23 protein-coding genes are annotated in these 23,300 nt (G+C 56.0%); 7 read left to right on the forward strand and 16 right to left on the reverse strand.

Translation table 11 applies throughout. The annotated features are described in order from the left end of the window. The 14 genes from AC27IT_RS10235 to AC27IT_RS10300 form a co-directional block, all read right to left on the reverse strand. On the reverse strand, positions 1–930 hold the full coding sequence (locus AC27IT_RS10235; protein WP_005833384.1) for an RluA family pseudouridine synthase: 930 nt from the start codon (positions 928–930) through the stop codon (positions 1–3). A gap of 58 nt (positions 931–988) precedes the next feature. Then, on the reverse strand, positions 989–1,441 hold the full coding sequence (gene lspA, locus AC27IT_RS10240) for a signal peptidase II (RefSeq protein WP_005833386.1): 453 nt from the start codon (positions 1,439–1,441) through the stop codon (positions 989–991). Positions 1,442–1,515: 74 nt separating this feature from the next. Continuing rightward, positions 1,516–2,157: a serine/threonine-protein kinase gene (locus AC27IT_RS10245; protein ID WP_005833387.1), complete on the reverse strand. Its 642-nt coding sequence runs from the start codon at positions 2,155–2,157 to the stop codon at positions 1,516–1,518. A gap of 155 nt (positions 2,158–2,312) precedes the next feature. Next, a complete protein-coding gene (locus tag AC27IT_RS10250; RefSeq protein WP_283857937.1) occupies positions 2,313–3,743 on the reverse strand; it encodes a phosphoglucomutase/phosphomannomutase family protein in 1,431 nt (476 codons plus the stop codon). A gap of 11 nt (positions 3,744–3,754) precedes the next feature. Continuing rightward, positions 3,755–5,716, reverse strand: coding sequence for a glycoside hydrolase family 15 protein (locus AC27IT_RS10255; RefSeq protein WP_487091770.1), 1,962 nt, complete (start codon positions 5,714–5,716; stop codon positions 3,755–3,757). A gap of 49 nt (positions 5,717–5,765) precedes the next feature. Beyond that, on the reverse strand, positions 5,766–8,141 hold the full coding sequence (locus tag AC27IT_RS10260; RefSeq protein WP_026557374.1) for a sugar phosphate nucleotidyltransferase: 2,376 nt from the start codon (positions 8,139–8,141) through the stop codon (positions 5,766–5,768). Positions 8,142–8,190: 49 nt separating this feature from the next. Next, complete coding sequence (locus AC27IT_RS10265; RefSeq protein WP_290426288.1) at positions 8,191–11,043, reverse strand: 1,4-alpha-glucan branching protein domain-containing protein; 2,853 nt, start codon at positions 11,041–11,043, stop codon at positions 8,191–8,193. A gap of 14 nt (positions 11,044–11,057) precedes the next feature. Then, positions 11,058–11,702 carry a DUF4912 domain-containing protein gene (locus AC27IT_RS10270; protein WP_007784272.1) on the reverse strand — a complete coding sequence of 215 codons (645 nt, stop codon included), beginning with the start codon at positions 11,700–11,702 and terminating at the stop codon, positions 11,058–11,060. 405 nt (positions 11,703–12,107) lie between these two features. Then, positions 12,108–12,887 carry a DUF4247 domain-containing protein gene (locus AC27IT_RS10275; protein ID WP_487091771.1) on the reverse strand — a complete coding sequence of 260 codons (780 nt, stop codon included), beginning with the start codon at positions 12,885–12,887 and terminating at the stop codon, positions 12,108–12,110. A 12-nt stretch (positions 12,888–12,899) separates the two neighbouring features. Further along, positions 12,900–13,406 (reverse strand): DUF4178 domain-containing protein, encoded by a 507-nt coding sequence (locus AC27IT_RS10280; RefSeq protein ID WP_005833401.1) that lies wholly within the window; start codon positions 13,404–13,406, stop codon positions 12,900–12,902. A gap of 27 nt (positions 13,407–13,433) precedes the next feature. Further along, positions 13,434–13,838, reverse strand: coding sequence for a DUF350 domain-containing protein (locus AC27IT_RS10285; protein WP_487091772.1), 405 nt, complete (start codon positions 13,836–13,838; stop codon positions 13,434–13,436). Positions 13,839–13,957: 119 nt separating this feature from the next. Beyond that, entirely contained in the window at positions 13,958–14,623 is a 666-nt protein-coding gene (locus tag AC27IT_RS10290) for a PspA/IM30 family protein (RefSeq protein ID WP_005833405.1), read from the reverse strand. A gap of 115 nt (positions 14,624–14,738) precedes the next feature. Further along, entirely contained in the window at positions 14,739–16,919 is a 2,181-nt protein-coding gene (locus AC27IT_RS10295; RefSeq protein ID WP_007784264.1) for a DNA topoisomerase III, read from the reverse strand. Positions 16,920–17,016: 97 nt separating this feature from the next. Continuing rightward, the gene (locus AC27IT_RS10300) at positions 17,017–18,159 is read right to left on the reverse strand and encodes a DUF2515 family protein (protein WP_487091773.1); all 1,143 of its coding nucleotides are present in this window, start codon (positions 18,157–18,159) and stop codon (positions 17,017–17,019) included. 134 nt (positions 18,160–18,293) lie between these two features. On the opposite strand from AC27IT_RS10300, the gene shc reads away from it, so the two are divergent. After that, a complete protein-coding gene (shc, locus tag AC27IT_RS10305; RefSeq protein WP_487091774.1) occupies positions 18,294–20,195 on the forward strand; it encodes a squalene--hopene cyclase in 1,902 nt (633 codons plus the stop codon). A 9-nt stretch (positions 20,196–20,204) separates the two neighbouring features. Here the strand turns inward: shc and AC27IT_RS10310 are convergent, their stop codons facing one another. Beyond that, entirely contained in the window at positions 20,205–20,402 is a 198-nt protein-coding gene (locus tag AC27IT_RS10310; protein WP_005833411.1) for a hypothetical protein, read from the reverse strand. Positions 20,403–20,563: 161 nt separating this feature from the next. Between AC27IT_RS10310 and AC27IT_RS10315 the strand changes: the two genes are divergently transcribed. Genes AC27IT_RS10315 through AC27IT_RS10340 form a run of 6 tightly spaced genes read left to right on the forward strand, consistent with a single transcriptional unit; the run spans position 20,564 to position 22,506 of the window. After that, positions 20,564–20,824, forward strand: coding sequence for a spore germination protein (locus tag AC27IT_RS10315; protein ID WP_005833413.1), 261 nt, complete (start codon positions 20,564–20,566; stop codon positions 20,822–20,824). Next, entirely contained in the window at positions 20,821–21,045 is a 225-nt protein-coding gene (locus AC27IT_RS10320; protein ID WP_005833415.1) for a spore germination protein GerPB, read from the forward strand. Before AC27IT_RS10315 ends, AC27IT_RS10320 begins: the two co-directional genes overlap by 4 nt. Positions 21,046–21,079: 34 nt before the next feature. Then, entirely contained in the window at positions 21,080–21,694 is a 615-nt protein-coding gene (gene gerPC, locus AC27IT_RS10325; RefSeq protein ID WP_005833417.1) for a spore germination protein GerPC, read from the forward strand. Position 21,695: 1 nt separating this feature from the next. Continuing rightward, positions 21,696–21,881, forward strand: a complete 186-nt coding sequence (locus tag AC27IT_RS10330) for a hypothetical protein (RefSeq protein WP_005833419.1) — start codon at positions 21,696–21,698, stop codon at positions 21,879–21,881. Positions 21,882–21,895: 14 nt separating this feature from the next. Then, positions 21,896–22,288: a spore germination protein GerPE gene (locus AC27IT_RS10335; protein WP_005833421.1), complete on the forward strand. Its 393-nt coding sequence runs from the start codon at positions 21,896–21,898 to the stop codon at positions 22,286–22,288. A gap of 2 nt (positions 22,289–22,290) precedes the next feature. After that, positions 22,291–22,506, forward strand: a complete 216-nt coding sequence (locus AC27IT_RS10340; protein WP_005833423.1) for a spore germination protein — start codon at positions 22,291–22,293, stop codon at positions 22,504–22,506. Between the two features lie 114 nt (positions 22,507–22,620). Here AC27IT_RS10340 and AC27IT_RS10345 read toward each other — a convergent pair whose 3' ends face one another. After that, on the reverse strand, positions 22,621–23,220 hold the full coding sequence (locus tag AC27IT_RS10345; RefSeq protein WP_026557378.1) for an Hsp20/alpha crystallin family protein: 600 nt from the start codon (positions 23,218–23,220) through the stop codon (positions 22,621–22,623). Positions 23,221–23,300 lie beyond the last annotated feature (80 nt).

The following is a 23,300-nucleotide window of genomic DNA, read 5'->3' on the forward strand; positions in this document are numbered from 1 at the left end:
TTACGCCTGTCTGAGAAAGTCTACGAGATCGCTCAAATCTTTCGGCATGGGCGCCTCGAACTCCAGCCGCTCCTGCGTGCGCGGATGAGTAAAGCCGAGCGTCTTCGCATGCAGAGCCTGTCCGTCGATCTCCAGCGTGTTTTTCGGTCCGTATTTCGGATCGCCCGCCAGCGGATAGCCGATGTATTTCATGTGGACGCGAATTTGGTGCGTTCGGCCCGTCTCCAGTTTCAACTCCACCAGCGTGTATTCCTTGAAGCGCTCCAGCACGATAAAATGCGTCACAGCAGGCTTGCTGTTTTCAAAGACGACCGCCATCTGCTGGCGATTTTTCGGGTCGCGTCCGATCGGCGCGTCGATCGTGCCCATCTCGTGCGGAATGACCCCGTGGACGATCGCGACGTATGTGCGCGTCACAGAGTGCTCCTTCAACTGTTCAGCCAGGCCGACATGCGCCTTGTCGTTTTTCGCTACCATGAGCAGCCCTGACGTGTCCTTGTCGATGCGATGCACGATTCCCGGGCGAAGGACGCCGTTAATGCCGGACAAATCTTTGCAGTGCGCCAAAAGTCCGTTGACGAGCGTACCGCTGTAATGCCCCGGAGCAGGGTGAACCACCAGTCCGCGCGGCTTGTTGACGACGACGACGTCGCTGTCCTCGTAGACGATCTCAAGCGGCATCGGCTCCGGCTTGATTGCCATTTCTTTTGGCGGCGGAACGCGCAGCGTAACCTCATCTTCTGCCTGCAGCTTGTAGTTGCTCTTGATCGGCTCCCCGTTTACCGTTACGCGACCTTCCTTGATCCACGCCTGTACCTGCGAGCGCGACCAGTCTTCATTTTGCAGCGTGATGAACTTGTCGATCCGCTCGTTTGCGTCCTCAGGCTCCACGTTCCAATCATAACGTTCGAATAGTTGCGTGTCGTTCATGTTTGTCTCCTCACAAAGTTACTGTCCGTACCCCGTTTCGTATCACCCGAAACGGGCATTACCGTCCGCTTTTCCTGCCTTCCAGGAAGACATCCAACAGCAAAATGCCGACGCCGATCGTAATCGCCATGTCCGCGACGTTGAAAATCGGGAAGTTAATCAGGGTGAAATCCAAAAAGTCCACGACTTGTCCGGTCGTTGCGCGGTCGATAAAATTACCGATGGCCCCACCCAACACGAGGGACAATGCGAAAGAAGCGCGCGGCTGTTTTTTGCCGAGGCGGATCAGCGAATACACGATGCCGACGACGACGGCAACCGTAATGACAATAAAGAGCCAGCGCTGATTTTGCAAAATGCCGAACGCGGCCCCCATGTTGCGGTGCGAGGTGAGATGAAACACATCCGCGATCAACGGGATGGATTCTCCCCGCTCCATATGGTTCACTACAAGGTGCTTGGTCCACTGATCCAGTCCAATAATCACAGCCGCAATAAGAAAATACAACAATGGAACGTCCTCCTTCATCTGCTTCGACCAGCCATGAAAACACAATGTCAAATGCTCATTTTACCAGAGTGCGCTCACGTGAACAAGCGCCTCGCCTTTTTGTACAGCCGATACCCTTTGCGCACCCCGTTGAGCACCCACAACGGAATTTTCCAGCCACGGTCCTTCAAAAACGGAAGGTATATCTTGTAGTACGCCTTGCGCAAATCCCGCCATTTGCTGTCCGGAACGTTCTTGTAGTAGTCCGAGACGTCAATGAGGTACCCCCGCCCCTGGTCCATCAGCACGTTTTTGCCGTGGACGTCGTGCGGAAACAGCCCCTTTTCGCGCGCTTCCTTCAGTGCCCGCTCCACGTCCTCGATCACCTGAGGCGGGATGGGGATGCCAAAACGAGCGCAGTCAAACAAAGAAATGCCGTTGATTCGTTTAATGACCAGATAGCCTTCGCCATAGTCGTACATCATCGGGAACGAGCGCGTCTCCCCGAGCTTTTTGTACACCTCGATCTCCTGCTCCCAGCCTGGTCTGCCTGGGGCGTACAGCTTGATGACCACACGCGGATAATCGGGATGGGCAAAGACGGCGGCGTAGTTGCCGGTGCCGACCAACTCCCACGGATAGGGGATGTGCAGGGCGACGACCGGATCGTCAGGCGACTGGCTTTCTATCTTTACTTCTTTCAAAAAAGCTTGCAACACTTCTCGGTCAATGCGCATAGGTCCCCATCTTTCATTCCATACCGGCTTCTTTATGTTGATTCTAGCAAAATGAATTTTTTTTAAAAACCCCGTAAGCAAAAAAACTCCCAAGCGGCCGAAAACGCAAAAAGAAGAACGAGGCAGCTATGTGCCCGCTCTTCCTTGCTATTGGCTCATACATTGATTTCCGAAAACCAGTCCCGAATCGCTTCTTGCAGCTTGGAAAGCGAAGTCGCATTCGTCGCTTCGCAGTAGATGCGCACCAGCGGCTCCGTGCCCGAAGGACGGATGAGCACCCAGTGCCCTTCTTCCAAAAGCAGCTTGATCCCGTCCATCCGGTTGATCCCTTGCACCGCGTACGGACCGATCCGTTCCGGCGGCGTGGTCACCATCTGCGAAATCCACTTGTCTTTTTCCGCAAGCCGCATGTCGATGCGCGTATGGAACAGCTCGCCGAACTGATCGTACACATCGCGCAAAATCTGGTCGATCTCCTTGTTTTCATAGGCGACCAACTCTGCGAGCAGCAGATTAATCAGCACCCCGTCTTTTTCCGGGATATGGCCGAGAATGCTCGCGCCTCCGCTCTCCTCGCCGCCGATCAGGACGTCTCCCTTGCGCATTTGTTCCCCGATGTATTTGAAGCCGACCGGCGTCTCCACCAGTTCCAGCCCGTAGCGCTCTGCCATATGGTCGAGCAAATGCGTGGTCGCTACCGTGCGCACGATGCGCCCGGTCAGCTTGCGGTTTTTCACCAGGTGATAGGTCAACAGGACGAGCACATCGTTTGGCGGAATGTACTGTCCAAACCGATCCACGACGCCGAAGCGGTCAGCGTCGCCGTCATTGGCAAGCCCGAGTGTCGCCTTGCGTTCCAGCACTTCTTTTTTCAGCAAGCCGAGATGCTTGTCATTTGGCTCAGGCAAATCCCCGCCGAAAGCCGCGTCCGGCGTCTCCCGGATGCCGATCGTCTTCACCCCGGCTTCTACCAAAAGCGAGCTGACATACCCCTTGCCTGCCCCGTGCATCGCATCCACCACCACGTGCAGGGACGACCCGCGCAAAATGTCCATGTTGACGATGCGCCGCAGATGCGCCTCGTAATGGGGCCGCAGCACGATCACTTGCAGCAGCCTGTCGCGGGTCGCATCTGCCAAAGAAACCGTCGGCACCTCTTTGGCGGATGCGATCTCGCTGATCCAAGCTTCCAGCCGGGCGGTAATTTCCGGCGTCGCCGGACCTGCGTACTCGGGAATGTATTTGATGCCGTTGTACTCAGGCGGATTGTGGCTGGCGGTGACCATGATCGCTCCGCTGGCGGCAAAATGCTTGACCCCGAAAGCGACAGCAGGCGTAGGGGCCGCCTCGTTGACCAGGTAAGAGCGTATCTGGTTCGCGGCCAGCACGCTGACGATTTCCTCGGCGAATCGCCGACCGAGAAAACGCGTGTCGTGCCCAACCAAAATCGGCTGCTCCTGTTGGCCGATTTCTTTTGTATAGCTGGCGATAGCTTGCGCGACTATGCGGACATTTTCCATCGTAAAGCCGTCCGCCACGATGTCGCGCCAGCCGTCCGTACCGAAACGGATTGCGGTCATCTCCATCTCTCCCCTCGTTAGCGCAACTCATTCACTTTTTCCAAATAACGCAGAACAGTAGCTACGAACGTAGCATGAGACCAGGTCAAAGGCGCAACCGATACGGGGGCACCCGAATACGGGTCAAGCTGCTCGGACAGCACGCCGCTTTGCAGCGAATGGCGCACGACCCACAGAAGCCTGTTTTTCGGCTCTTGCAATTCTTCGAGCGATTTTGCCTTGGCGATCTCCCAATCCGCCACCCATAGCGTGCAGATGATCCACGGGTTTCCCGGCACTCTGGCAATATCGTGCGACTTTTTGAAGTAGTAGTCGCCCTGGTAGCGGGCGAAGCCGCCTACTTCCGTGTCGACCCGCAGGCTCTTTTTCACAGCCTCCATCGTGCGCTGCACGCGCGGATCGTCCACCGGGAAAACTTCGAGGGCAAACAGCGCGTACAGGCTGCTTTCCACCGTAAAGTCTTTTTCCACGCCTCCGTCCGGGCGCAAGTAAATGCCGCGCAAAAACCGGCCGATCCCCGGGTCGTACAAATGCTTTTCCATAGCGGCGCGAATGCTTTTCGCCCCGTCCTCGTAGCGCTTGTAGCGGCTGTCGTCGCCGAACAGTTGCGCAAACCGCGCCGCAGCCATCAAGCCCGCGTACACCGTGGCGCTCGTGAACGTGAAGATGCCGCGCCGCTCCTCCCACAAGTCATAGCTCGGCTTCGGCAGCTCCAGGGTCGGGTGAACGTATTCCAGCAAAAAGCGGGCAGCCGGGCGAACGAGTGTCGCATACAGCGCCTGGCAGTCTTCAATCTGCTTGCCGCTCTTGTACTGCTCCCAAAGGGCGTACAGCACCAAAGCCGTCTCATCCTCCTGAATCGGGAGCTGGACTTCGCCGTCTACGACGTACGGATGCCAACTGGAGCCGACAGAGCCGTCCGGGTTGTATTTGTGCTGCAAATAGCCGTCTTCGTTCAAGGCTTGCGCGCAAAACGTAAAAAACGGAGCGACCGTTCCCGTGTAGCCGGCCTTCGCCATGGCGCTTGCGATCAGCGCCCCGTCCCGCGGCCACATGTAGCTGTAGTGGTCGCGGTTAAACTGGAGGATGTCGGAGTCGTTCGCGGCGAGAATCGCTCCGTTCTGGTCGATCTGCGTCCGCACGAGAAGCAAGCTGGTCTTGTACAGATGGACGACCTCCGGGGGAAGGTCGGCGAAATCCCGCTCTTCCTTGTTCACCCAGCGCCGCCAGTACACGGCTACCCGGCCCAGCAGCCGATCCGGGTCGTTGTCCAGCACGTACTGGTTCAGCGTTCTCACGGCGTCGTACGAATCCCCGACGCACAGCCAGTAGTACATCGTTTTTTCCTCGTGCGGCTGCAGCAGCAAGCGAAACGAAATCGTGCTGTCCACAGAGCCTTGCGCGATCGGATTGCCGGCGAGCAGCCCATCTTCCGCGTCGCGCCACGTTCCTTCCGCATAGTTGAACCGCTTGATGCCGACGCTGAACTGGTCGATTCCGCCTTCCGGTGTTTTGCCGTTGGCCATCATGTACACGTTGCGTTTGTAGTGATAGACAGTGGAGAGAATCGGGTCGTACACGGCGGTGTCCCCGACCTCCGTCTCGTTCAGGCTGAAGTCGTGGTTGAAAAACAGCCGGATCTCCCGCGCCTCGTTGGCATGATTGCGGACGCACACTTTTTTCAAATAAATCGGATCGCGCTGGTGCACGCCATCTGCCATCTGCAAGGAGACGGCCAGATGCTCATGATGGGCATGAACATCTGTCACCAGCGACTCCCGGTCATAGCCAAGCTGCCGCTTCCAGCCATCCTCATCGAGCCAGGAGAACCGTCCCTGTACCCAGATTCCCAGCTTACTGAAATGTCCGCCGACATGATTCAGTTGGCCTACATACGGATAGTAAAGATCGCGCATGTGCAGCCTGTCGTCAAAATTAATCAAAAGTTTCCCGTTCCCGACGACGAGCGGTCTCGGCATGCCTTCACATCCTTCCTTCCCGTACTCAGGCTGTCGATTCTCTTTTTCCTCATTGATACTCCGCAATCCGTCTGGCGTAGGAGGAGGCGAGCGTTGCCGCCGTTTCTGCCGTCGCTCCTTGCGAAATGACCTTGACGTGCGAATCTTCCGAGTCAGGCAAAATCAGCACCCAGCCGTTCGTATCGTAAACCTTGATTCCGTCCATGAGTTCAAGCAGCTTGCCTTTGTTTTCCTCCAGCACTTTGCGCATCACTTTGCCTTTCGCTCCCCATGGGCAAAAGACCGTTTTGCGCTCCATATGGCACGCAGGCAGAAGCTCCAGCAGCACGCTGAGCGGCTTTTCCTCCTGGGCTAGGTAGGACAGAATGCTCATCAGGCTGTACACCGCGTCAAACAGCGGATGGAAACGCTCGTCGGACGCTACCTCCATCATCGCGCGCGGCGCTACTTTCGTCCGCACGACCTCGATTTGCAGCAGTTGGGCGAGGTGCTCCAGCTCGGCTGGCGCGCTGACTGGCAAGCCGATCCGCTTGTGGCGACCGCTGCAAGCCAAAAGCTGCAAGGCCAGCAGTTGCTCCGTCGACAGCTTCGCGCCTTCCTCGGTGAACAAGGCGAACGCTTCTCCGTTTTTGTCCAGGCGTATGCCGAGATCGGCTTTCTTTTTGCTGATGCCGTCCTGGATCGCTCCATACGTGACCGTCACGCCCAGATCGTGAAGCAGCGGGGCGAGAAAAGTCGGGAAAAACCGCGTTTCGCTGTCGATCAACAGGTGAAAACGCTGGCGCTGGATGGATGGCACATCAAGCTGCTCGGCCAAGGCGCGCAAGTAAGCTTCCTGGACCTGATGCTCGACGTGCAGCTCGCCCAAATGGTGCAGGTTGCGCACATACGTCTCCTGCCAGTAGGCATTTTCGATTTTCCGCTCCATGTCGCGCGAGATCGGCAACCCTTTCTGGTCGATGAACTGGAGGACGATCTCTTTTTCGTCTCCGTTTTCATTCATGAATACATGGATGCCGCCGATGCACGCGAGCGAGCGGACGCCGTAGCGGATGAGCGGGGAGTTGCCAACGCCGAGATCCACCGTGTCAATGCCCGAGGAGCACAAGCTCGTCATGATGCTGTGCTTGAGCAACTGGGCAAAAGGATGCGAGCACGCAGACAGCGCGATTTTGCTGCCGGGCTTTTGCAAATAGGCATATGCGGCAGCGAGCCGCGTCACGAACTCCGGCGTGATGTCTATATTGCCGATGCCTTTGATCCCGCTGTTTCCGAACAAATTTTTCGTCTGCTTCATGCCGTAGATGAGAGAAGTCGTCACGATCGCGCTTTCTCCCACTTCCTTGTCCGGCCAAATCTTGACGCCTGCCTTCACGACGGATTTCGCGCCGATCAGGCAATTGTCGCCGATGACCGCACCGTCTCCTGTCTGCACGCAATCGGCAATGCGGACATTGCGGCAGAGTGTGGTCCCGGTGATTTCCGTCTTTTTCCCGATGACGTTGTTCTCCCAGAAGATCGCTCGCGACAGCTTGCTTCCCGAGGAGACGACGGTGTTGTCTCCGAGCACGGTATAAGGCCCGACCTCCACTCCCGCCTGCAGGTGTACATTTTCACTTATATAAACCGGCCCCTCCAGCCGCACGGAAGAGTCGACACGGACGTGATTTTCCAGAAAAATGCGCGGGGCAATTTCCTGGGCTTTGATCTCCAGGTTGACACGGCCGTCCAGCAGGTCAAACTGTGCCTGGCGATATACTTCCAGAGAGCCGATATCCGACCAGTACCCGCTCGCTTCGTAGCCGTAGAGCGGTTTTTGCTCCTGTAAAAAGTACGGAAAAATTTCTTTGCTGAAATCGACTTCTTTTTTTTCTTCTATATAAGACAGCACTTCCGGCTCGCAGACGTACATCCCGGTGTTGACCGTATCGCTGAACACTTCCGCCCAGCTTGGCTTTTCCAGGAAACGGGTGATTCGCCCGCGTTCGTCCGTCATGACGACGCCGAACTCCAGCGGCGTCTCCACACGGGTGAGAATCAGCGTAGCCAGGGCGTCATTCTGCTCATGAAAGCGAATCGCCGCCGTCAGATCAATGTCTGTGAGCGTATCCCCGCTGATGACGAGAAACCGTTCATCGAGAAAATCGGCGCAGTTTTTCACGCTGCCCGCCGTTCCGAGCGGCGTCGTCTCTTCAAAGTACACGAGGGAAACACCGTAGCGCGAACCATCGCCAAACGTATCGCGGATGACATCAGGCAGATACTGGAGCGTGACTGCAATCTCTGTAATTCCGTGCTTTTTCAACAGATCGATCGTGTACTCCATGCACGGCCGGTTCAAGAGTGGCACCATTGGTTTTGGAGTATGGGACGTTAACGGACGTAGACGTGTACCTTTACCACCAGCCATAATTACTGCCTTCATCTTTTTTCCTTCCTCCTTCATCATCGTTGCGAGCATGCGCTGTTTGTGCTTATTTCTCCGATAGCGCCAGACGGTTTACGCCAAGCGATCGGTACTCCTCTATGGTCTGGGTCGCCAAAGCCGTCCAGTTGTAATGGTGCAAGACGTCGTTTTGCGCTGTTTGCGCCATCTGACGCCGTTTTTCCGGGTCCTGTAAAAGCCAGCGAAGCTGATCGGTGAGCGAATCCGGATTTCCCGCGTACATCGTCGCTCCGTTTTCTCCGTGCCGGACGATTTCGCGAAGCCCGCCCGTATCGGCCACCAAAACCGGCACTCCCAGCGCCATCGCTTCCAGAGCCACGATGCCAAATGGCTCATACAGACTGGGGAAAACCGCGAGATCAGCCAGCAAAAACAGTTGGTCACGCCGTGCGTCGTCGACAAAGCCGAGAAACTTCACGCGGTCCGCTATGCCCATCTCTTCTGCGCGCCGCTGCCACTGCCCTTGCATCGGCCCTTTGCCCGCAATGAGCAGCGTGGCGTGGCCGAACTCGTAGCGCAGTCTGGCCATCGCTTCGAGCAGAAGGTGGACTCCTTTTTCCTGCACCAGACGCCCGACAAAAAAGAGGACGGGCCCGTCGCCAATTGACAGCTCTTCGCGCAGCTTGCCTTTGTCGAATGCTGGCGGCGGAGCCAGATCGACACCGTTGTATATGACGCGCAGCTTCGACTCGGGGATGCCGAACAGCCGCCGCACTTCCTCTGCCATGTAGTGGCTGCAAACAATGACCCGATCCGAAGCGTGGGCAAGTGTTCGCTCGCTCTCGTGAATCCGCTCCTGAAACGGCGTGTGAATCCCTTGGTGCCGCCCGTGCTCCAGGGCGTGGATCGTGCTGATGAGCGGCAGCGAGTAGCGCTCCCTGATTTCCATGGCGGCCCAGCCGACCAGCCAGTCATGGGCGTGAATGATGTCAGGCCGCACGCCGCTATTCCACAAGCGTTCGGTGGCATCTGCCATCGCCAGGTTAAGCTGGAACACCCATGACAGAAAGTCTTCTTGCTCTGCGGGAATGTACGTCGGCAAACGGTGTACGTGGACACCATCCATGACTTCCTCCGCCACGCTCCAATCCGATGCCCGGGTCAGCACGTGCACCTCAAGGCCCTGGCGCACCAGATGCCGGGCGAGATCGTAGACGGCGCGGCCGAGCCCGCCCACCACGTGCGGCGGAAATTCCCAGGCCAGCATCAGGACGACTCCGGCCGGCTCCGGCCCTTTGCTTGCCGCTACTAGCTGACGCGATACGTTCACTCTATGCGTTTGTTTAGGCAAATAGTACGTCTCATCCATGTGGGGAAAAATCGGGAAAGCAGTCTCCATCTGGGCAATTTTCTCTATGTCCAGTCTGTTTTCGCGAAGCATCGCGAGCAACTCGCGCATGCCCGCCAGGTGATCGTGGGTCCGGCGCACCGCGTATTCGACGACGGTTTGCCCATCCAGGATGAACGCCCAGTCGCTGCTTTGTGCCAGCATCAGCTCTCTGGCCGCCTGGCGCAAGGCGCGGCTGGCAAGCTCGTCGTGCTCTGGCTCCTGCCCGCCGTTCTCGTAAAAAGCGGTCACGGCCTCAATCAAGTCGCGCTCCGCCTGATGCAGATGCCGATAAATCCAGCCGTTTTTTTCATTCAGCCACACTTCCCCGTAGCCGTTGCGTCCCCAGGTCGACATCGGCAAAAATCCGCGGTCTTGCTCGGGGTACTCCGCGAGGTACTCCGACGGGGTAATCAGCTTCACCGTTTGCGAATCGCACGCGGTCTTGCGCAGCAAATAGTCCAGAAACTGCGGCCCCTCGTACCACCAATGCCCGAACAGCTCGGCGTCGTACGTGGCGACGACCAGCGGCTTGCGGTCCATCCACGCTGCCGCCGCTTCGACCTGGCGCTCCCGGTGGTACAGGAAGTGGCCTGCATGCGAAGCGGCCTTTTCCCGCGCCCAGTCCGGCTGATACAACTGCTTTTCCCCATGGGGTCCCGTGATCCGGTGGTATTTCAACCCGGTATGTATGCGGATGCCGGCAGGGTGGATGTACGGCTCGATGTAGTCCATGTCCCTGTCGAAGCCAATATCCCGGTAATATTCCCGGTAATCGTAGTCGCCGGGATAGCCGTTGGAGGAGCTCCACACCTGGCTGGAAGCAACTTCATCCCTGGCGAATGCCACCACGTCATGGCCAGTGCCGAGCGGGGCGAGCACGCCTCTTCTCGGTTGGGGCGTTGCGTGCTCAATCGTGTGGGAGTCGACGAAAAAGTAGTGCAGCCCTACCTCTTTCAGCAGCCGATCCAGCCCTGGCGTATAGCCGCACTCCGGCAGCCAGATTCCGCGCGGGCGCCTGCCCAGGATTCGTTCGTGGGTGTCGATCCCTACCCGAAGCTGCGCCAAAATCGCTTCTTCGGTTTCTACAAAAGGCAGAAACGCGTGTGTCGCCGCGCATGTAATCAACTCCAGGCAGCCGCTGTCGGCGACCCGCTTGAAGCCTTCGACGAGCCGGTAATCCAGCTTGCTGCAAAACGAGGCGATCCCGCGAAACCGTTCCAGGTACATTTTGGCGATGCGCTGTTCTTGCGGGTTGTTCGCCGCACGCTTTACTTCTTTGCCTGCCAGCTCCACCGTTTTGGCGAGATGCGCGCGAAACCGCGTCACGATAAGCTCGTCGTCGAGCATCGACAGCAAGGTAGGAGACAAGGCAAGCGTCATGCGAAAAGCGATTTTGTCCGAGAGAAGCTTGTCGAATACCATGAGCAGCGGGATGTAGCATTCCAGCATGGCTTCGTACATCCAGCGCTCTTCCAGGCGATCGTCCCGGTCCCCGTGCCGTACGTAAGGCATGTGGGCGTGCAGCACGAGGGAGAGATAACCGTTATGCACAGTGGACACCTCACTTATTTGGATGTTTTCGAATAGAGGGAATACGAGGAAAAGTTCTCAAACCAGGCAGGTGTTGAAGGATCGGGTGCAGGCTCCACCAACGGCTCTCCCCAGGCAGCTTTTGTATTTCGCGGAGTCACGACCACATCCGAGCGCAAAATCGGACAAAAGCGGCCATGCTCAAATAAACCGAAGTCCATGATATACGTCCGCCCTGGCAACACGTCGTACACGTACCAGGAGTGCGCATCCTCGTTCACCAGGATGTCTCTGACAGAATGGGCATTTTGGCCATCGAACAGGCGCTCCGTCACGTCGTACAAGCGCAATCCCTTTTGAATATGGCGAAAATCTGCCCGTAAGTACGATGCCACCATTCTCATTCGTGGCCAGGTGATTTCCCAGTAGACGAACAGTACGGTCGGACCTTGCGCCATTACTTTGACGATATCCCGCCCGTAAAAGGCCGGAAGCTGCCAATCCCCGTCTCGTCGGGATGGCCGCGAAGGCGTCTGTCGATTCTCCGACGACACACGCTCCACCTTCGCCCTGTCTTTTTGCAGACGATATTTTACCTGGCCTATGGTCAACCCGCATTCTTTGGCAATTTGTGCGATGGATTTGGATTGTGCACGCAATTCGAGAATTTTTTCCAGCATCGTGATGCGCTCCTTTCCGCCAAGTTTCCCTTCCGCTATCCACTTGCATGTCGTCTTTATATATTCACAATGTCATCATAGCGAAAGCTGTTAACAAAGGCTGTCGAATGTTGGACGCACATCCCTTCTTCTTTTGTCGATAAACAATCATGTTTTCGTCACTGCCAAACAAAAGTCGAGAAAGCAGCTTTGGAAATCGCTTTCACAAGTCGAAGGCTGCCTCGCTTTCTTTCCCCGGTTTTTCGTGTACTCTACATCTTACAAACGCAACAGAGCTTCCATGCTTTGCTTTATGAAAAATTGATTACAAAACATTGTTGGAACAAGCGAAATTTTTTTAAGGCAGGGCCGCCGCTTGTTCAGGCACGCAAAAAAACCCGCCTTGTCAGCGGGTTGGTCTTGCGCTTATCTGCGTTTCGTAATTCTGCCGGAGCTTCCTACCTTCGTGCGCGGAGGCGACTTGCTTTTCGGCTTGGTAAAAACCGAGGATTTTTTCGAGGAAACGGACGAGTTGCTGTCGGACGAGCGAATAATTTTGCCTGTGCTCCCGCTAGACGACGTATCCTGCTTTTTGAACAGGTTGCCGTCCTGGCCGACTTTAGCGCTGCTCTTCTTCTTGCTGTCGCTGCGCTTTGTAATGCTACCCGTGCCTTCCTTCTTTATCGGCGGCGCAGTCTTTTTCTCCGCCTCGGACGGCACGTGGTAGCTGCCTGTCGGCTTGTAAATGTCCTTGCTCGAATAACCGCGATAGCTGCCTTTCGAGCTTTTTTTATGTCCATCGAACAGGTCGTCGAGGACGCTGGCCAGGATGTAGCCCTGTAAAAAGGACGAATCGTAGTTTTCCCGGACGTACTCCTTCGTATCGACCTCAATCAGCGTGTCGGACGGCTTCGCCTGATCTTGCTGCAAATGGTACAGCTCGTCAGGATAGATGAGGAACATGTGCTCTGCATCTTCTTTGGAAATCTCGTCCGGCTGCTTCTGTTCAGCAAGCTCCTTCGCTACCTCAGGCACCGTCTTGTTTTCAGAGCGGTAAATGCGCGACGTCTGCCCGTTATCTTTTGTGGAGACGGATTCGAGCGGATAGCTCTCGCCAATCGCGGGGCTGCCACAGCCGGCCATTGACAGCAGAAGCACCGCCGGAATCAGCAAAAGCTTGATCCATTTCATCCAATCGTTCGGCATGCCCACCCCTCCTTACGTTCCGCGAAGTACCTGCACATCCGCTGGCAATACCGCCTCTCCTTCGTACAGCATGAATCTTCCATCCTGCCATTCGATCCGCAGCAGCTCGCGGCCATCGGATTGAAACTGCCAGATGTACTGCTCGCCGGACGTATGGAACGGCGCTTTGCCAACCACCTGGACTCTTCCGTTGTACTGCTCCTCCAGATGGTACGTCACATCGTCCATTTCAATCGTGGTCGGCACCTCGTCAACCGAATCGAGGCGGCCGTCGATGACGCTGTAAAGCTGAAAAATCGTTTTTTCGCGTTCTTCGATGTATAAGTAGCGGATGGTCGTTCCATCCTGCAAAGTCAGCATCGTCGCGTTGCGGCTCGCATTGGTCGACTTACCCGTGACCTGGTAGGTAACAAGCGAGACTTCCACCACGTCACCGGGTCCTACTGTCAGGATGCTCTTTTCCGGCGCAGGCGGCTCATGCTTGGCAAATAAGTTTTGAATGCGTTTGAACAAACTCATCTGGTCCTACTCCTTCCTTAGCCTTCCCTAGACCAATGCGCCGAGAATGAGCGCCCCTACCACGTGCAGCGATCCCGCCACCATGGCGTGTCCTACCATGCCTTGCTGGGTTCCGCGCTCCAGGTCAAGTCCGGTAAAGGTGTTCAACAACAGCTCGGCGATTTTCTCCAACAACAGCAAGATGATAAATGAGACCACAGATACCAACAGCGCGATCCACAGATCGTTCGAATTGAGAATTGACTGCGACAAAATATACCCTTGGGCAAACAGCTTCATCACAAAGCGGGTTGTGACAGCCACGTTGCCTTTTTTGATTTCGGCGATGTCCTTGTATTTTGTGAACAGCGTGTCAATCCACATCAACAAAAACAGCAGAATGCATCCAGCACCCGTCCAGACCAGCATCCCCAGTATTTGCTGCAAATCCACGTCGATCCCCCCGTAGCCCAAAAGAGTTGAGAAAGCTCGGCTTCGCCACCTGTTTTGGACGAAGCCTTTTCGTTGTCATTTCGATTTCCTCAAGGAAAAAGGGGCACCGCCCAAGCGGTTTACCCCTCGTATTTTTTCAACAGCGCGGCCAGCTCGTCTTCCACCTGCTGGTCTTTGGACAGTTTCGCGATTTCGTCGTCGAGCGAGCTTTGCTTTTTGTACAGCTCCCCGCTTGCTTCTGCCTCCGCTTCCATTTGCAGCGCTTTTTCTTCCATGCGCTTTAAGCCCGCCATCGCCGAGTTGCTGTCGAATCCGGCCATCGTCTGGTTGATCGTCTTCTGGGCTTTCGCCGCATTCACGCGGGCGACGAGCGTCTCGCGCTTGTTTTTCAGCTCGGTAATCTGTTTTTTCATTTCCGCCAGCTTGTCGCGCAGTCCGTCTGCCGCCAGCTTGTTTTTCTCGTAAGCTTCCTTGTATTCGGCCATTTTTTGTTCAGCCGCTTTCTTCTCTTCCAGTGCGCGGCGGGCCAAGTCGATATTTTTCGCTTGCGCAGCTACGTGTGCCTGCTCATCGCGCTTTTTCACCAGCGCTTCCTGCTCTTCATACAGCACCTTGAACTTTTTCTCCAGGGCGATCTGGGCAGCGACCGCTTTTTCTGCTTCATTCAGGTCGTCTTGCATATCGCGCAAATATTGATCGGTCATTTTGATCGGATCTTCTGCTTTTTCAATCAGGGCATACAGGTTGGACATGGTCAAATCGCGAAGCCGTTTAAAAATGGACATGGTTCGTTCCTCCTTCAGTACGTGCCGGGTAATTCGGCCCAGTTTCGCCGCACCCTTTATACATGTATCTACGTTACTTACGCAAGCAAGTTTCAAAATGATGCGGATTTCTTTTTCAAGAGCTTTTTTCTGCCAACGACGGCACGCTGATTTTCGCCTTTTTGTCCGCTTCGTCCCATTGCAAATAGGCGTCGAAGCGCTCTTTTCCTTTGGCAAAGCCTTTGATGAGATTCGTCTTGCCCGTCTCCATCAGCTTTTTCACGGCAGCGGGCGTGATCTTTTTGCTCATGATCGTCTTCGATACGGTCACGGTGCACTGCGACTTTTTGTAGTTGGCGCACCCGTAAAAATCGCCCTTGTCCACGAAATCCCCGCCGCATGCCCGGCAGGTCGCCACTTTGGAGCCGAGCGAAAACTTCGTCGCCTGCTTCGATTTGGGCAGCGCCTCGACGTCGTAGCCTTCCAGTTTCCACTCGCGCGACTGCTCGACGGCATCTTCGACGATTTTATGCGAGAGCTTGCGCACTTGTTCCATGAAAACTTGTGCGGAGGCTTCTCCCTGCCCGATCTCCTGGAGGCGCTGCTCCCATCTTGCCGTCATTTCCGGGGAGGCGAGAATTTTGTCGCCGATCACGTCAATGAGCAGCATGCCCTTTTGCGTCGCAAACACCTGGTTTTTGCGCACCTCGATGTACTTGCGCTCTTTGAGCATGTTGATGATCCCGGCGCGGGTCGCTTCCGTGCCCAGCCCTTCCGTTTTCATCAGCACCTTTTCCAGCTCCTGGTTGTCGAGATGCTTGCCCGCTGTCTTCATCAATGTAATCAACTGGCCTTCCGTGTAGCGCTTGGGCGGCTGGGTCTTGCTCTCCTTGGCCTCTACCTTGTGCACTTTGCCCGTCTCGCCTTTGGCGAGCGGCGGCAGCACCGCTTCCTTGTCGTCCTTTTCCTCGTCGAACAAAACATCGCGCCAGCCTGCGCGAATTTGCACCTTTCCTTTGCTGATGAACACGGCGCGGCCATCGACGAGCGTCGTCACCGTCGTGTAGTCGAACAGCGCGCTCTCCTGGTGCGCGGCGATCAGGCGTCTGGCGACCAGGTCGTATATTTTCCGCTCCTCGTCGCTCAGCCTGGAGACGGTCGGCACCTGCTCGGTGGGAATGATCGCATAGTGATCGGTCACCTTTTTTTGGTTCACGTACCGCTTGTCCTGGGCGATGGACGCTTTGGACAGCGGAAAGTGCGACTGGTACTCAGGCTGCTTGGACAGCTTCGCCAAAATGTCGGGAAACGTCTTCGCCTCTTCTTGCGTGACAAACGACGAATCGGAGCGCGGGTACGACAAAATCCCTTTCACGTACAGCTTTTGTGCGATTTCCAGCGTCTTTTGCGGCGAGAACTTGAACATTTTGTTCGCGGTGGCCTGCAGCGAGGAGAGGTTGAACAAGTACGGCGGCAAAAATTCTTTGCGCTCCGTCTCCACCTCGCTCACCTCTGCCGGCTTGTCCCGGCAAAAAGCGGCGATTCGCTCCGCGAGCTGCGGGTCGAGAATGCGCGATTCCCCGTCGTCCTTGTGCCAGACGCCTTCGTAGCGCTTCTTGCCGATCGCAAACGTCGCCTTGACCTCCCAGAACGGCTCGGGCTTGAAGGCGGCGATCTCCTTTTCCCGCTTGACGACCAGCGCGAGCGTCGGCGTCTGCACCCGGCCTGCGGAAAACACGTCGTTGATCCCTTTCTGCTTCAACAGCAGCGTGTAGACGCGGGAAGCATTCATCCCGACCAGCCAGTCTGCGCAAGAGCGGCTGTACGCCTCGTGGTACAGATTGCGCGTCTGCGTCTCGTCGAGCAAAGCGGCAAACCCTGCGGTAACGGCGCGCTCCGTCAGCGAAGAAATCCACAGCCGCTTCATCGGCTTCTTCACTTTGCACATTTCGACGATGGTGCGGACAATCAGCTCCCCTTCCCGCCCCGCGTCGCCCGCGTGAATAATTTCCGTGACGTCCGCGCGTTTCAGCAACTGTTTGATGATGCCAAACTGCTTTGCCTTTGACTTCATCACCTGATGCTGAAACGACTCGGGGATGAGCGGCAACGTGGCGATCGACCATTTTTTCCACGCCGGGTTGTACGCCTCTGGCGGCACCAGCTCACAGATGTGCCCGACCGCCCAGGTAAAAAAGGCCCCCTTGGGAAAAAACCGATTGGGGTGCACTTCGAGGAAGCCTTGTTGTTTTCTATGGGGAAACGGACTGGCAAGCTTCATGGCCTGGTCCGGTTTTTCTGCTATGACAACTTTCATGCCTGCTCTTCTCCTACGTGTGTAATCTCTCTTCCTATTCTACTACATTCGGCAAGCGAAGCTGAAAAAATTGGCAACAGCTTATCAGGCGCCGCTGTTACGAGCCAAGCAGCTTCGCTTTTGCCAGCACCGCCCGCTCGATTTTTTCCAGCGCCTGGCAGTACGCGTCCTCTGCCCGGGAAAAAGCCGGCTGGTCCCGTGACAAAACGAGCTTGTGCACGACGCCTTTTGTGGCCGGGTACCAATCCACTGCCGTCGGCGGCTCGTGCCGGACTGGCTTCCAGGCTTGCCGCAGGGCGGGGGAATACAACCGCCGGGCGCCCGGCAAAAGCTGGAAGCTCGCCAGTTTTTTCTGGTACGGCTTGCCGGGTGCCGTCTCGCGCAAATCGTGGAACAGATGCGGCCAAAAGTCTTTGCGGGAGCCGGTATGCGGCTTGTGGCTGGCCCACGCTATTGCGCCTTCCTTGATCTCGTTGTCGCAAAACAGCAGGCTGTACAGTCTTTTCCCCAGCTCGATGCGCTCTGCCAAGGAAGCAAAATGAAAAACAGGTTCGCCTGCAAGCCGCAATGCTCCGTCCTCCTGGCCCGCCGCCCGGTACGGAAACAGGATCAGATTGAGCCGCAGTACCTCCTGCAAAGCAAACGGCAGTGTCTTCACCACAGTAGTCTGATAGGCTTCGTCGCCCATCATGTGCGTCTGCAAATAATGCTGTTCGTTCACAATCAGGCCGATCGAAAGCAGCTTGCTGTCGCCTGTTTTCCAGAAATGGTTCCAGACAGCCTGCATGAACACAGAGACTTCCAACTCGGGAAGAAGGTGAAAAAGGTTGGTCTGTCGCTTCAGGCTCTCCTCATACAGTAATAATTGAGGGTACGCATCGTGAAAAATCAGCCAGTTGCCCCGCTCCAAAAACGCAAAATAGTCGTGCTGTACTTTTGCGGGAAGCAACTGCGGCAATAGCTCGCCGCGAAGATCGGTCATGCTCCAGCCGGCGTTGCGCGATACGAGGTGCGCCAAAAGGGACCAGTGAACTTCCGGATGCTTGTGAAAAAAAGTCAAATAGGCGCTCGTTCGGTCCAGGTTGTCGGCGTTGCTCGCTGCTGTCTTGCGCCTGATTTCGGCGATCGTGTCCTGTTCTGTTGTGGCGAGGGAGTTGGCTGCCTGCCTCGCTTCTTTTGCTTTCGCTAGCTCGCGTGCGAGCGGCCATAGAGCCGGATTCGCATGCCATGACCATCCCATACAGATCCCTCCTGCCTGGCGAACGCATTTTTTGTACAGATAAGAATGGATAAAATTCTTATCCAGTATAAGGGCAACGAAGGCTGCGCCAAAGGCTTGGCGCAGCCAAGTTTTCTACATGGAGGTGGTTTTCGTTGCGCGAAGTACGCGAAGAAATCAGCCGGATTCAGTCTGTTGTCCTGCGCAGCCAACAGCAGGACGGCTCCTGGCGCTTCTGTCTGGAAAGCTCTCCGACGACAGACGCCCACATGATTATCTTATTGCGGACGCTCGGGATTGATGATGAGCGGCTCATTGACGGGCTGACTGCACGGATCACCGCCCTTCAGCAAGAAAATGGCGCATGGAAGCTGTACCCGGACGAGGCCGAGGGAAATCTCTCGACGACTGTAGATTGCTACTATGCGCTACTGCTCTCGCGTCGCTATGAAAAAAAGGAGCCGCGGATGGCTCGCGCTCGCGCGTTTATTCGCGGCAAAGGCGGCTTGAGCGAGGCGAACCTGCTGACGAAGTTTGCCGCTGCCTTGGCGGGGCAGTACAAGTGGCCCGCTCATTTTCTCGTGCCTGTAGAAATTGCGCTCTTGCCTCCTAGCTCTCCGATCAGCTTTTTCGATTTTGTCGGGTACGCCCGTGTGCATCTGGCGCCGATGATGATTGTCGCTGACCGCAAATACGTCAACGTGACGGCGGATACCCCCGATCTGTCCGATTTGTATGTGAACCCTTCCATCGCTCCCGGCGTCTATCCCCATCGGCTGCTGGAGCGCTTCACGCGGGACGGACAAAGCTTTTTGTCCTCTATCCACGAGTACGTGTTGCGCTTGCCGTTTTTACCCGGCCTGCTGCACGAGCTGTCCTTGCGCAGATTGGAGCAGTTTATCCTCGCGCGCGTGGAGGCAGACGGGACGCTGTACAACTACTCGACCTCGACGTTTTTCATGATTTTTGCCTTGCTCGCCCGCGGCTACTCTTTGCGTGATCCGCTGATCGCAAAAGCGATGTCAGGTTTGCGCGATTCGGTCTGCCAAACGGCGGAAGGCGCGCACTTGCAACTGGCGACCTCTGCCGTCTGGGACACGGCGCTGCTGTCGCACGCCTTGCAGCAAAGCGGCCTGCCCGCAAGCCACCCTGCCATCCAGCGGGCGAACCGCTATTTGCTCAAAAAACAGCAACATACGTACGGAGACTGGAAAATTCGCAATCCGGGAGGGGTTCCTGGCGGCTGGGGCTTTTCGGACTACAATACGATGAATCCGGATATCGACGACACGACAGCGGCCTTGCGCGCTCTGCGCAGCCAGTCCCGCCTGGATAAAGCAACCGCTGCCGCCTGGAAGCGCGGGCTGGATTGGCTGTTGTCCATGCAAAACGACGATGGCGGCTGGCCTGCCTTCGAAAAAAACACGGACTCCCCGCTCATTTCCAGCCTGCCGATCGAAGGCGCAGACACGGTCAGCACCGACCCGTCCTCGGCCGATTTGACCGGAAGAACATTGGAGTTTCTCGGCCGCTACGCCGGGTACAAAGAGAACGACGCGCCTGTCCAGAAGGCGGTTCGCTGGCTGCTCGCCCGCCAGGAAATAGACGGCTCCTGGTACGGCAGATGGGGCATCGCCTATTTGTACGGGACGTGGGCGGCGCTCACCGGGCTGATGGCAGTCGGCGTCTCCCCCGCTCATCCGGCGGTCCAGAAAGCGGTCGACTGGCTGACGCGACAGCAAAATGCCGACGGCGGCTGGGGCGAATCGTGCCACAGCGACGAGCAAAAAACGTACGTCCCCCTCGGCGCCAGCACGCCATCGCAAACGGCATGGGCGCTCGATGCCCTGATCGCCGTACATCCCCAGCCGACTCCGGCTATTGAACGCGGCATCGACTATTTATCCAGGCAAAGCCAGGCGGCAGACTGGACCACCGCTTATCCGACGGGCGGCGGACGCCCCGGCGGCACTTATTTTGCCTATCACAGCTATCGCTGGATTTGGCCGCTGCTCGCCCTTAGCCACTACCAGAGCAAATACGCGTCCGCAAGCTAGACAAGGCGATCAGTCGCCTCGTCTCGTTGGTGTGGTCGGCCGGATCGGAACGTCTTTGCTGAAAATGAGCGAGTCGTCTGCCGTGTCAAAAACCGACGAGCAACTGATGACGTCCGCGTCCCCGATCAGCACGAGCGATGACTGCTGCACGCCGCCCATCTTGATTTCTCCCACGGCGATTTTTTTGTTGTTGACCTTCATGTTCATCGCGTTTCCCCTCCTTTTTCCATCCCTGCAAAACTCTTCTGCCTGTCGCTCATGTATCGTATGCCCACGCTGCCCGGTGCGAACCGCAAAAGCGCGAAAAACAGGTATGAACACCCAGTGCCGTCACACATACAATACAAAAAGGACTCTTCCGAGGGGATGTGTCGAAGCTGCCAGCTATTGTTGGAGTCATCAACGTAAACAGCATAAGCGGCGTCTTCAATGTCGGAGACGTCCGCAAAATCTCGCCTGTCAGCTACTCCAAAACTTTTGCTGGCGGCGGATCGTTCAACTCCGGAACGAATCTTTCGTTCAAGATTCCCCGCAGCGTCGTCTACGTCAATGAGACAGCGGGCAACGAGCTGCCGATCTTTGTAGAGGATACAAGCGATCCGGCGGCAAAGGGACGGGATTTTTCATGAACTTTTTCGTTCATCAAAACATCGTCATCCACAACTTGAAAATTGATGGCATCACCAACTCGTCGGTTTGCCAAATTGGCAGTGCAGGTATGATTAAACCGTTATCCCAAATGTACAACACAGGCGGATTCACAGAGCCGGCTCCCCCTGCGGGGCCATTGCCCGAGACTTCGTCAGAGGAGTTCATTCCGCTTGTGCCTTTGGTTTCGCCTTCCCTCTAACCGGCTTTACTTTTGATGAAGAAGGATGATCGTCATGTACATGGGTCCCGAAATGATGCAGTATTTGCAACAGTTACATGACTATATACAAACGCAGAACAAAAAAATGGAAAAAATGAAGCAAATGATAGAAGAGCTGCAACAGGATGTCAAAGAGTTAAAGGAAAAGCAGGTTCCTTCCGTCATCAAAAACGAATACAAATTTGATCTGCTGAAAGTCGAACGGTTGGAAGGAACGCTCAACATCGGTCTTAATCCGAAGAGCAACGATTCCGGCATCGGCGATTTTTCCATTAACCAGAGCATGGATGTGCCAAACGGGGAGAAAAAGAACACACCTTTGTTCGAACGAGTGCAAAAAGAAATTTACCGTTACCTGAAAGCGGACGCCTACCATGTGCTGGAACGAATCGAGGAAGAGTGCGGTTATCCGCTCAATGACGACTATCGCGATTTTATTTTGGAGGATATCAAGAAGCAGATCGACCAACGCATCCGTTATTATGTCAATCAGCTTCAGACCGATGAATGGGAGCCTGAACAGATCGACGTCTGGGCGGGAAAAATCGTCCAGAAGGTCAAGCGCGATATCGAAAAAACGTGTGAAGGCTTTGTCAAAAATCTCCCGCGCGAGGTGAACGAACCCTGATATGATCTACCAAGTGATAAACGGCGACATTTGCGTGCGCAGCGTTTCGATCGATGCCCTGTCGTCGTCCGCCTCCCTGTTTATCGGCGACACGACAACGGTCACGCTGCTCTCGTCCTACGAAACGCCACCCGAGTCGATGATTCTCGGAGCGATTCCGGTTGATACGGCGCTCACTCCACCTTGAGGAGGTTCCTATTGATGCACCGCAGAACGAGCCATGTCAAGAAGCTGAACAGCATTTCCATCGACTCCTCCTCTGTCTTGCAGATCGGGGACTCGAAGGAAGTCAACGCCCGCTCCAACATTTTGGCGGTCCAACGGGAAAAAGCGATTTTTTACCAGCACGAATTTGAATTTGCCGATTACGCTGTTTTTTCCGTGCCGTTACCCGCTCCTTGCCCTGCCGAGCCGATTTGCCTCGATACGTTTCACGACTGTCCCCGCATTCACGTCAAAAAGGTCGACGTACCGTTTACTGCGGCATCGTCGCTGATCCATATCGGCTCAACCGACTGCCTGACCTTGGAGACTCGCGTGAAAACCATCCGCCACCTGCTTCGCGACGAGCCCAAGCGCGAGAGGAGGAGCTAGCCGTGCCTTCCGTGGTCGGAGCGGTCAACATCAACAGCAACTCCGGGACTGTCAACTTCGGGGACACCTTGAACATCTCGCCCAAAACCGCATCCAAGACTTTCTCCGGTTCCGGTGGCGGCAATACGGGCAACGTCGTGAACACGATCAACGGCGCCAACGCAACCAATACGCTCGATCCGAGCATCGTCGATCAGCCGCTGGTTGGCAATATATGAACGGACAGTGTTAATGGCTTACATTAGCACTGTTTTTGTTTGGGCGCGGACATGCTCCCCCGTCCCTTGCAAGTTGCGGGAAAAGGAAAAGAGGAGGGCCGAAAAGTCCCTCCTCTACAGCTTCGCCTTGAATGTTGTTTTTCGTTCGCGGTAATCGGCATCGCGCTGCAAATAAATTTCCAGCAAGCCATCCTGGTACTGGGCTCTCATCCCTTTGGCGATCACCGGAGCAGGCAGTTCGATCTTGCGGTGAAACGAACCGTAGCTTCTCTCCGCCTGCACGCATGAGCCTTTGTAGTCCGGCTCCTTGACCAGCCCTTTGATTTCGAGCACTTTTTGTTCGACAAGCGAAAGCTCCAGGCTGTCGCGCGCAAAGCCCGGCAGCTCGCAGCATACGATCACGGACTGCTCCGCCAGGAACACATCCGTCGGCGGGTAGCCCTCGGTTTCTTCGACCTGCACCACCCGCAGCGGCCTATCCGTTGCTGGCTTTTTCCGGCTTTTTTGGATGGTCGGCACGACTTTCGCGGCCGTGCTCGGCGACTGGTTCGGCGATTTTTGGCTGAGCGCCGCAATGTTTTCCCAAAAATTCGCATCCATGATCTGGTTCATCTGGCGCAAGGCCCCCCACGGATGGTCTTTGTCCAGGTTCAGCTTTGCCAGGCTTTGCGATGCCTTTTGCAGTTGCTTCATCGTCTCCTGCCAATTTTTCAAAGAACATCGCCCCCTTCCCGAAAGCGGGCAGCGCTTCCGCTCCCTGGCAGTATATGTGCCCGGCTTTGCGGAGGGTGCAA

The organism is Brevibacillus sp. YAE8, from assembly GCF_057543335.1.

Coding starts and splice junctions, on each gene's coding strand:
- AC27IT_RS10330 (WP_005833419.1), top strand. CDS start 21,696: ATGATCTACCAAGTGATAAACGGCGACATTTGCGTGCGCAGCGTTTCG.
- AC27IT_RS10290 (WP_005833405.1), bottom strand. CDS start 14,623: ATGTCCATTTTTAAACGGCTTCGCGATTTGACCATGTCCAACCTGTAT.
- AC27IT_RS10275 (WP_487091771.1), bottom strand. CDS start 12,887: ATGCCGAACGATTGGATGAAATGGATCAAGCTTTTGCTGATTCCGGCG.
- AC27IT_RS10280 (WP_005833401.1), bottom strand. CDS start 13,406: ATGAGTTTGTTCAAACGCATTCAAAACTTATTTGCCAAGCATGAGCCG.
- AC27IT_RS10255 (WP_487091770.1), bottom strand. CDS start 5,716: ATGCCGAGACCGCTCGTCGTCGGGAACGGGAAACTTTTGATTAATTTT.
- AC27IT_RS10250 (WP_283857937.1), bottom strand. CDS start 3,743: ATGGAGATGACCGCAATCCGTTTCGGTACGGACGGCTGGCGCGACATC.
- AC27IT_RS10245 (WP_005833387.1), bottom strand. CDS start 2,157: ATGCGCATTGACCGAGAAGTGTTGCAAGCTTTTTTGAAAGAAGTAAAG.
- AC27IT_RS10335 (WP_005833421.1), top strand. CDS start 21,896: ATGCACCGCAGAACGAGCCATGTCAAGAAGCTGAACAGCATTTCCATC.
- AC27IT_RS10260 (WP_026557374.1), bottom strand. CDS start 8,141: ATGAAGGCAGTAATTATGGCTGGTGGTAAAGGTACACGTCTACGTCCG.
- AC27IT_RS10320 (WP_005833415.1), top strand. CDS start 20,821: ATGAACTTTTTCGTTCATCAAAACATCGTCATCCACAACTTGAAAATT.
- gerPC (WP_005833417.1), top strand. CDS start 21,080: ATGTACATGGGTCCCGAAATGATGCAGTATTTGCAACAGTTACATGAC.
- AC27IT_RS10235 (WP_005833384.1), bottom strand. CDS start 930: ATGAACGACACGCAACTATTCGAACGTTATGATTGGAACGTGGAGCCT.
- AC27IT_RS10310 (WP_005833411.1), bottom strand. CDS start 20,402: ATGAACATGAAGGTCAACAACAAAAAAATCGCCGTGGGAGAAATCAAG.
- AC27IT_RS10295 (WP_007784264.1), bottom strand. CDS start 16,919: ATGAAAGTTGTCATAGCAGAAAAACCGGACCAGGCCATGAAGCTTGCC.
- AC27IT_RS10300 (WP_487091773.1), bottom strand. CDS start 18,159: ATGGGATGGTCATGGCATGCGAATCCGGCTCTATGGCCGCTCGCACGC.
- AC27IT_RS10270 (WP_007784272.1), bottom strand. CDS start 11,702: ATGCTGGAAAAAATTCTCGAATTGCGTGCACAATCCAAATCCATCGCA.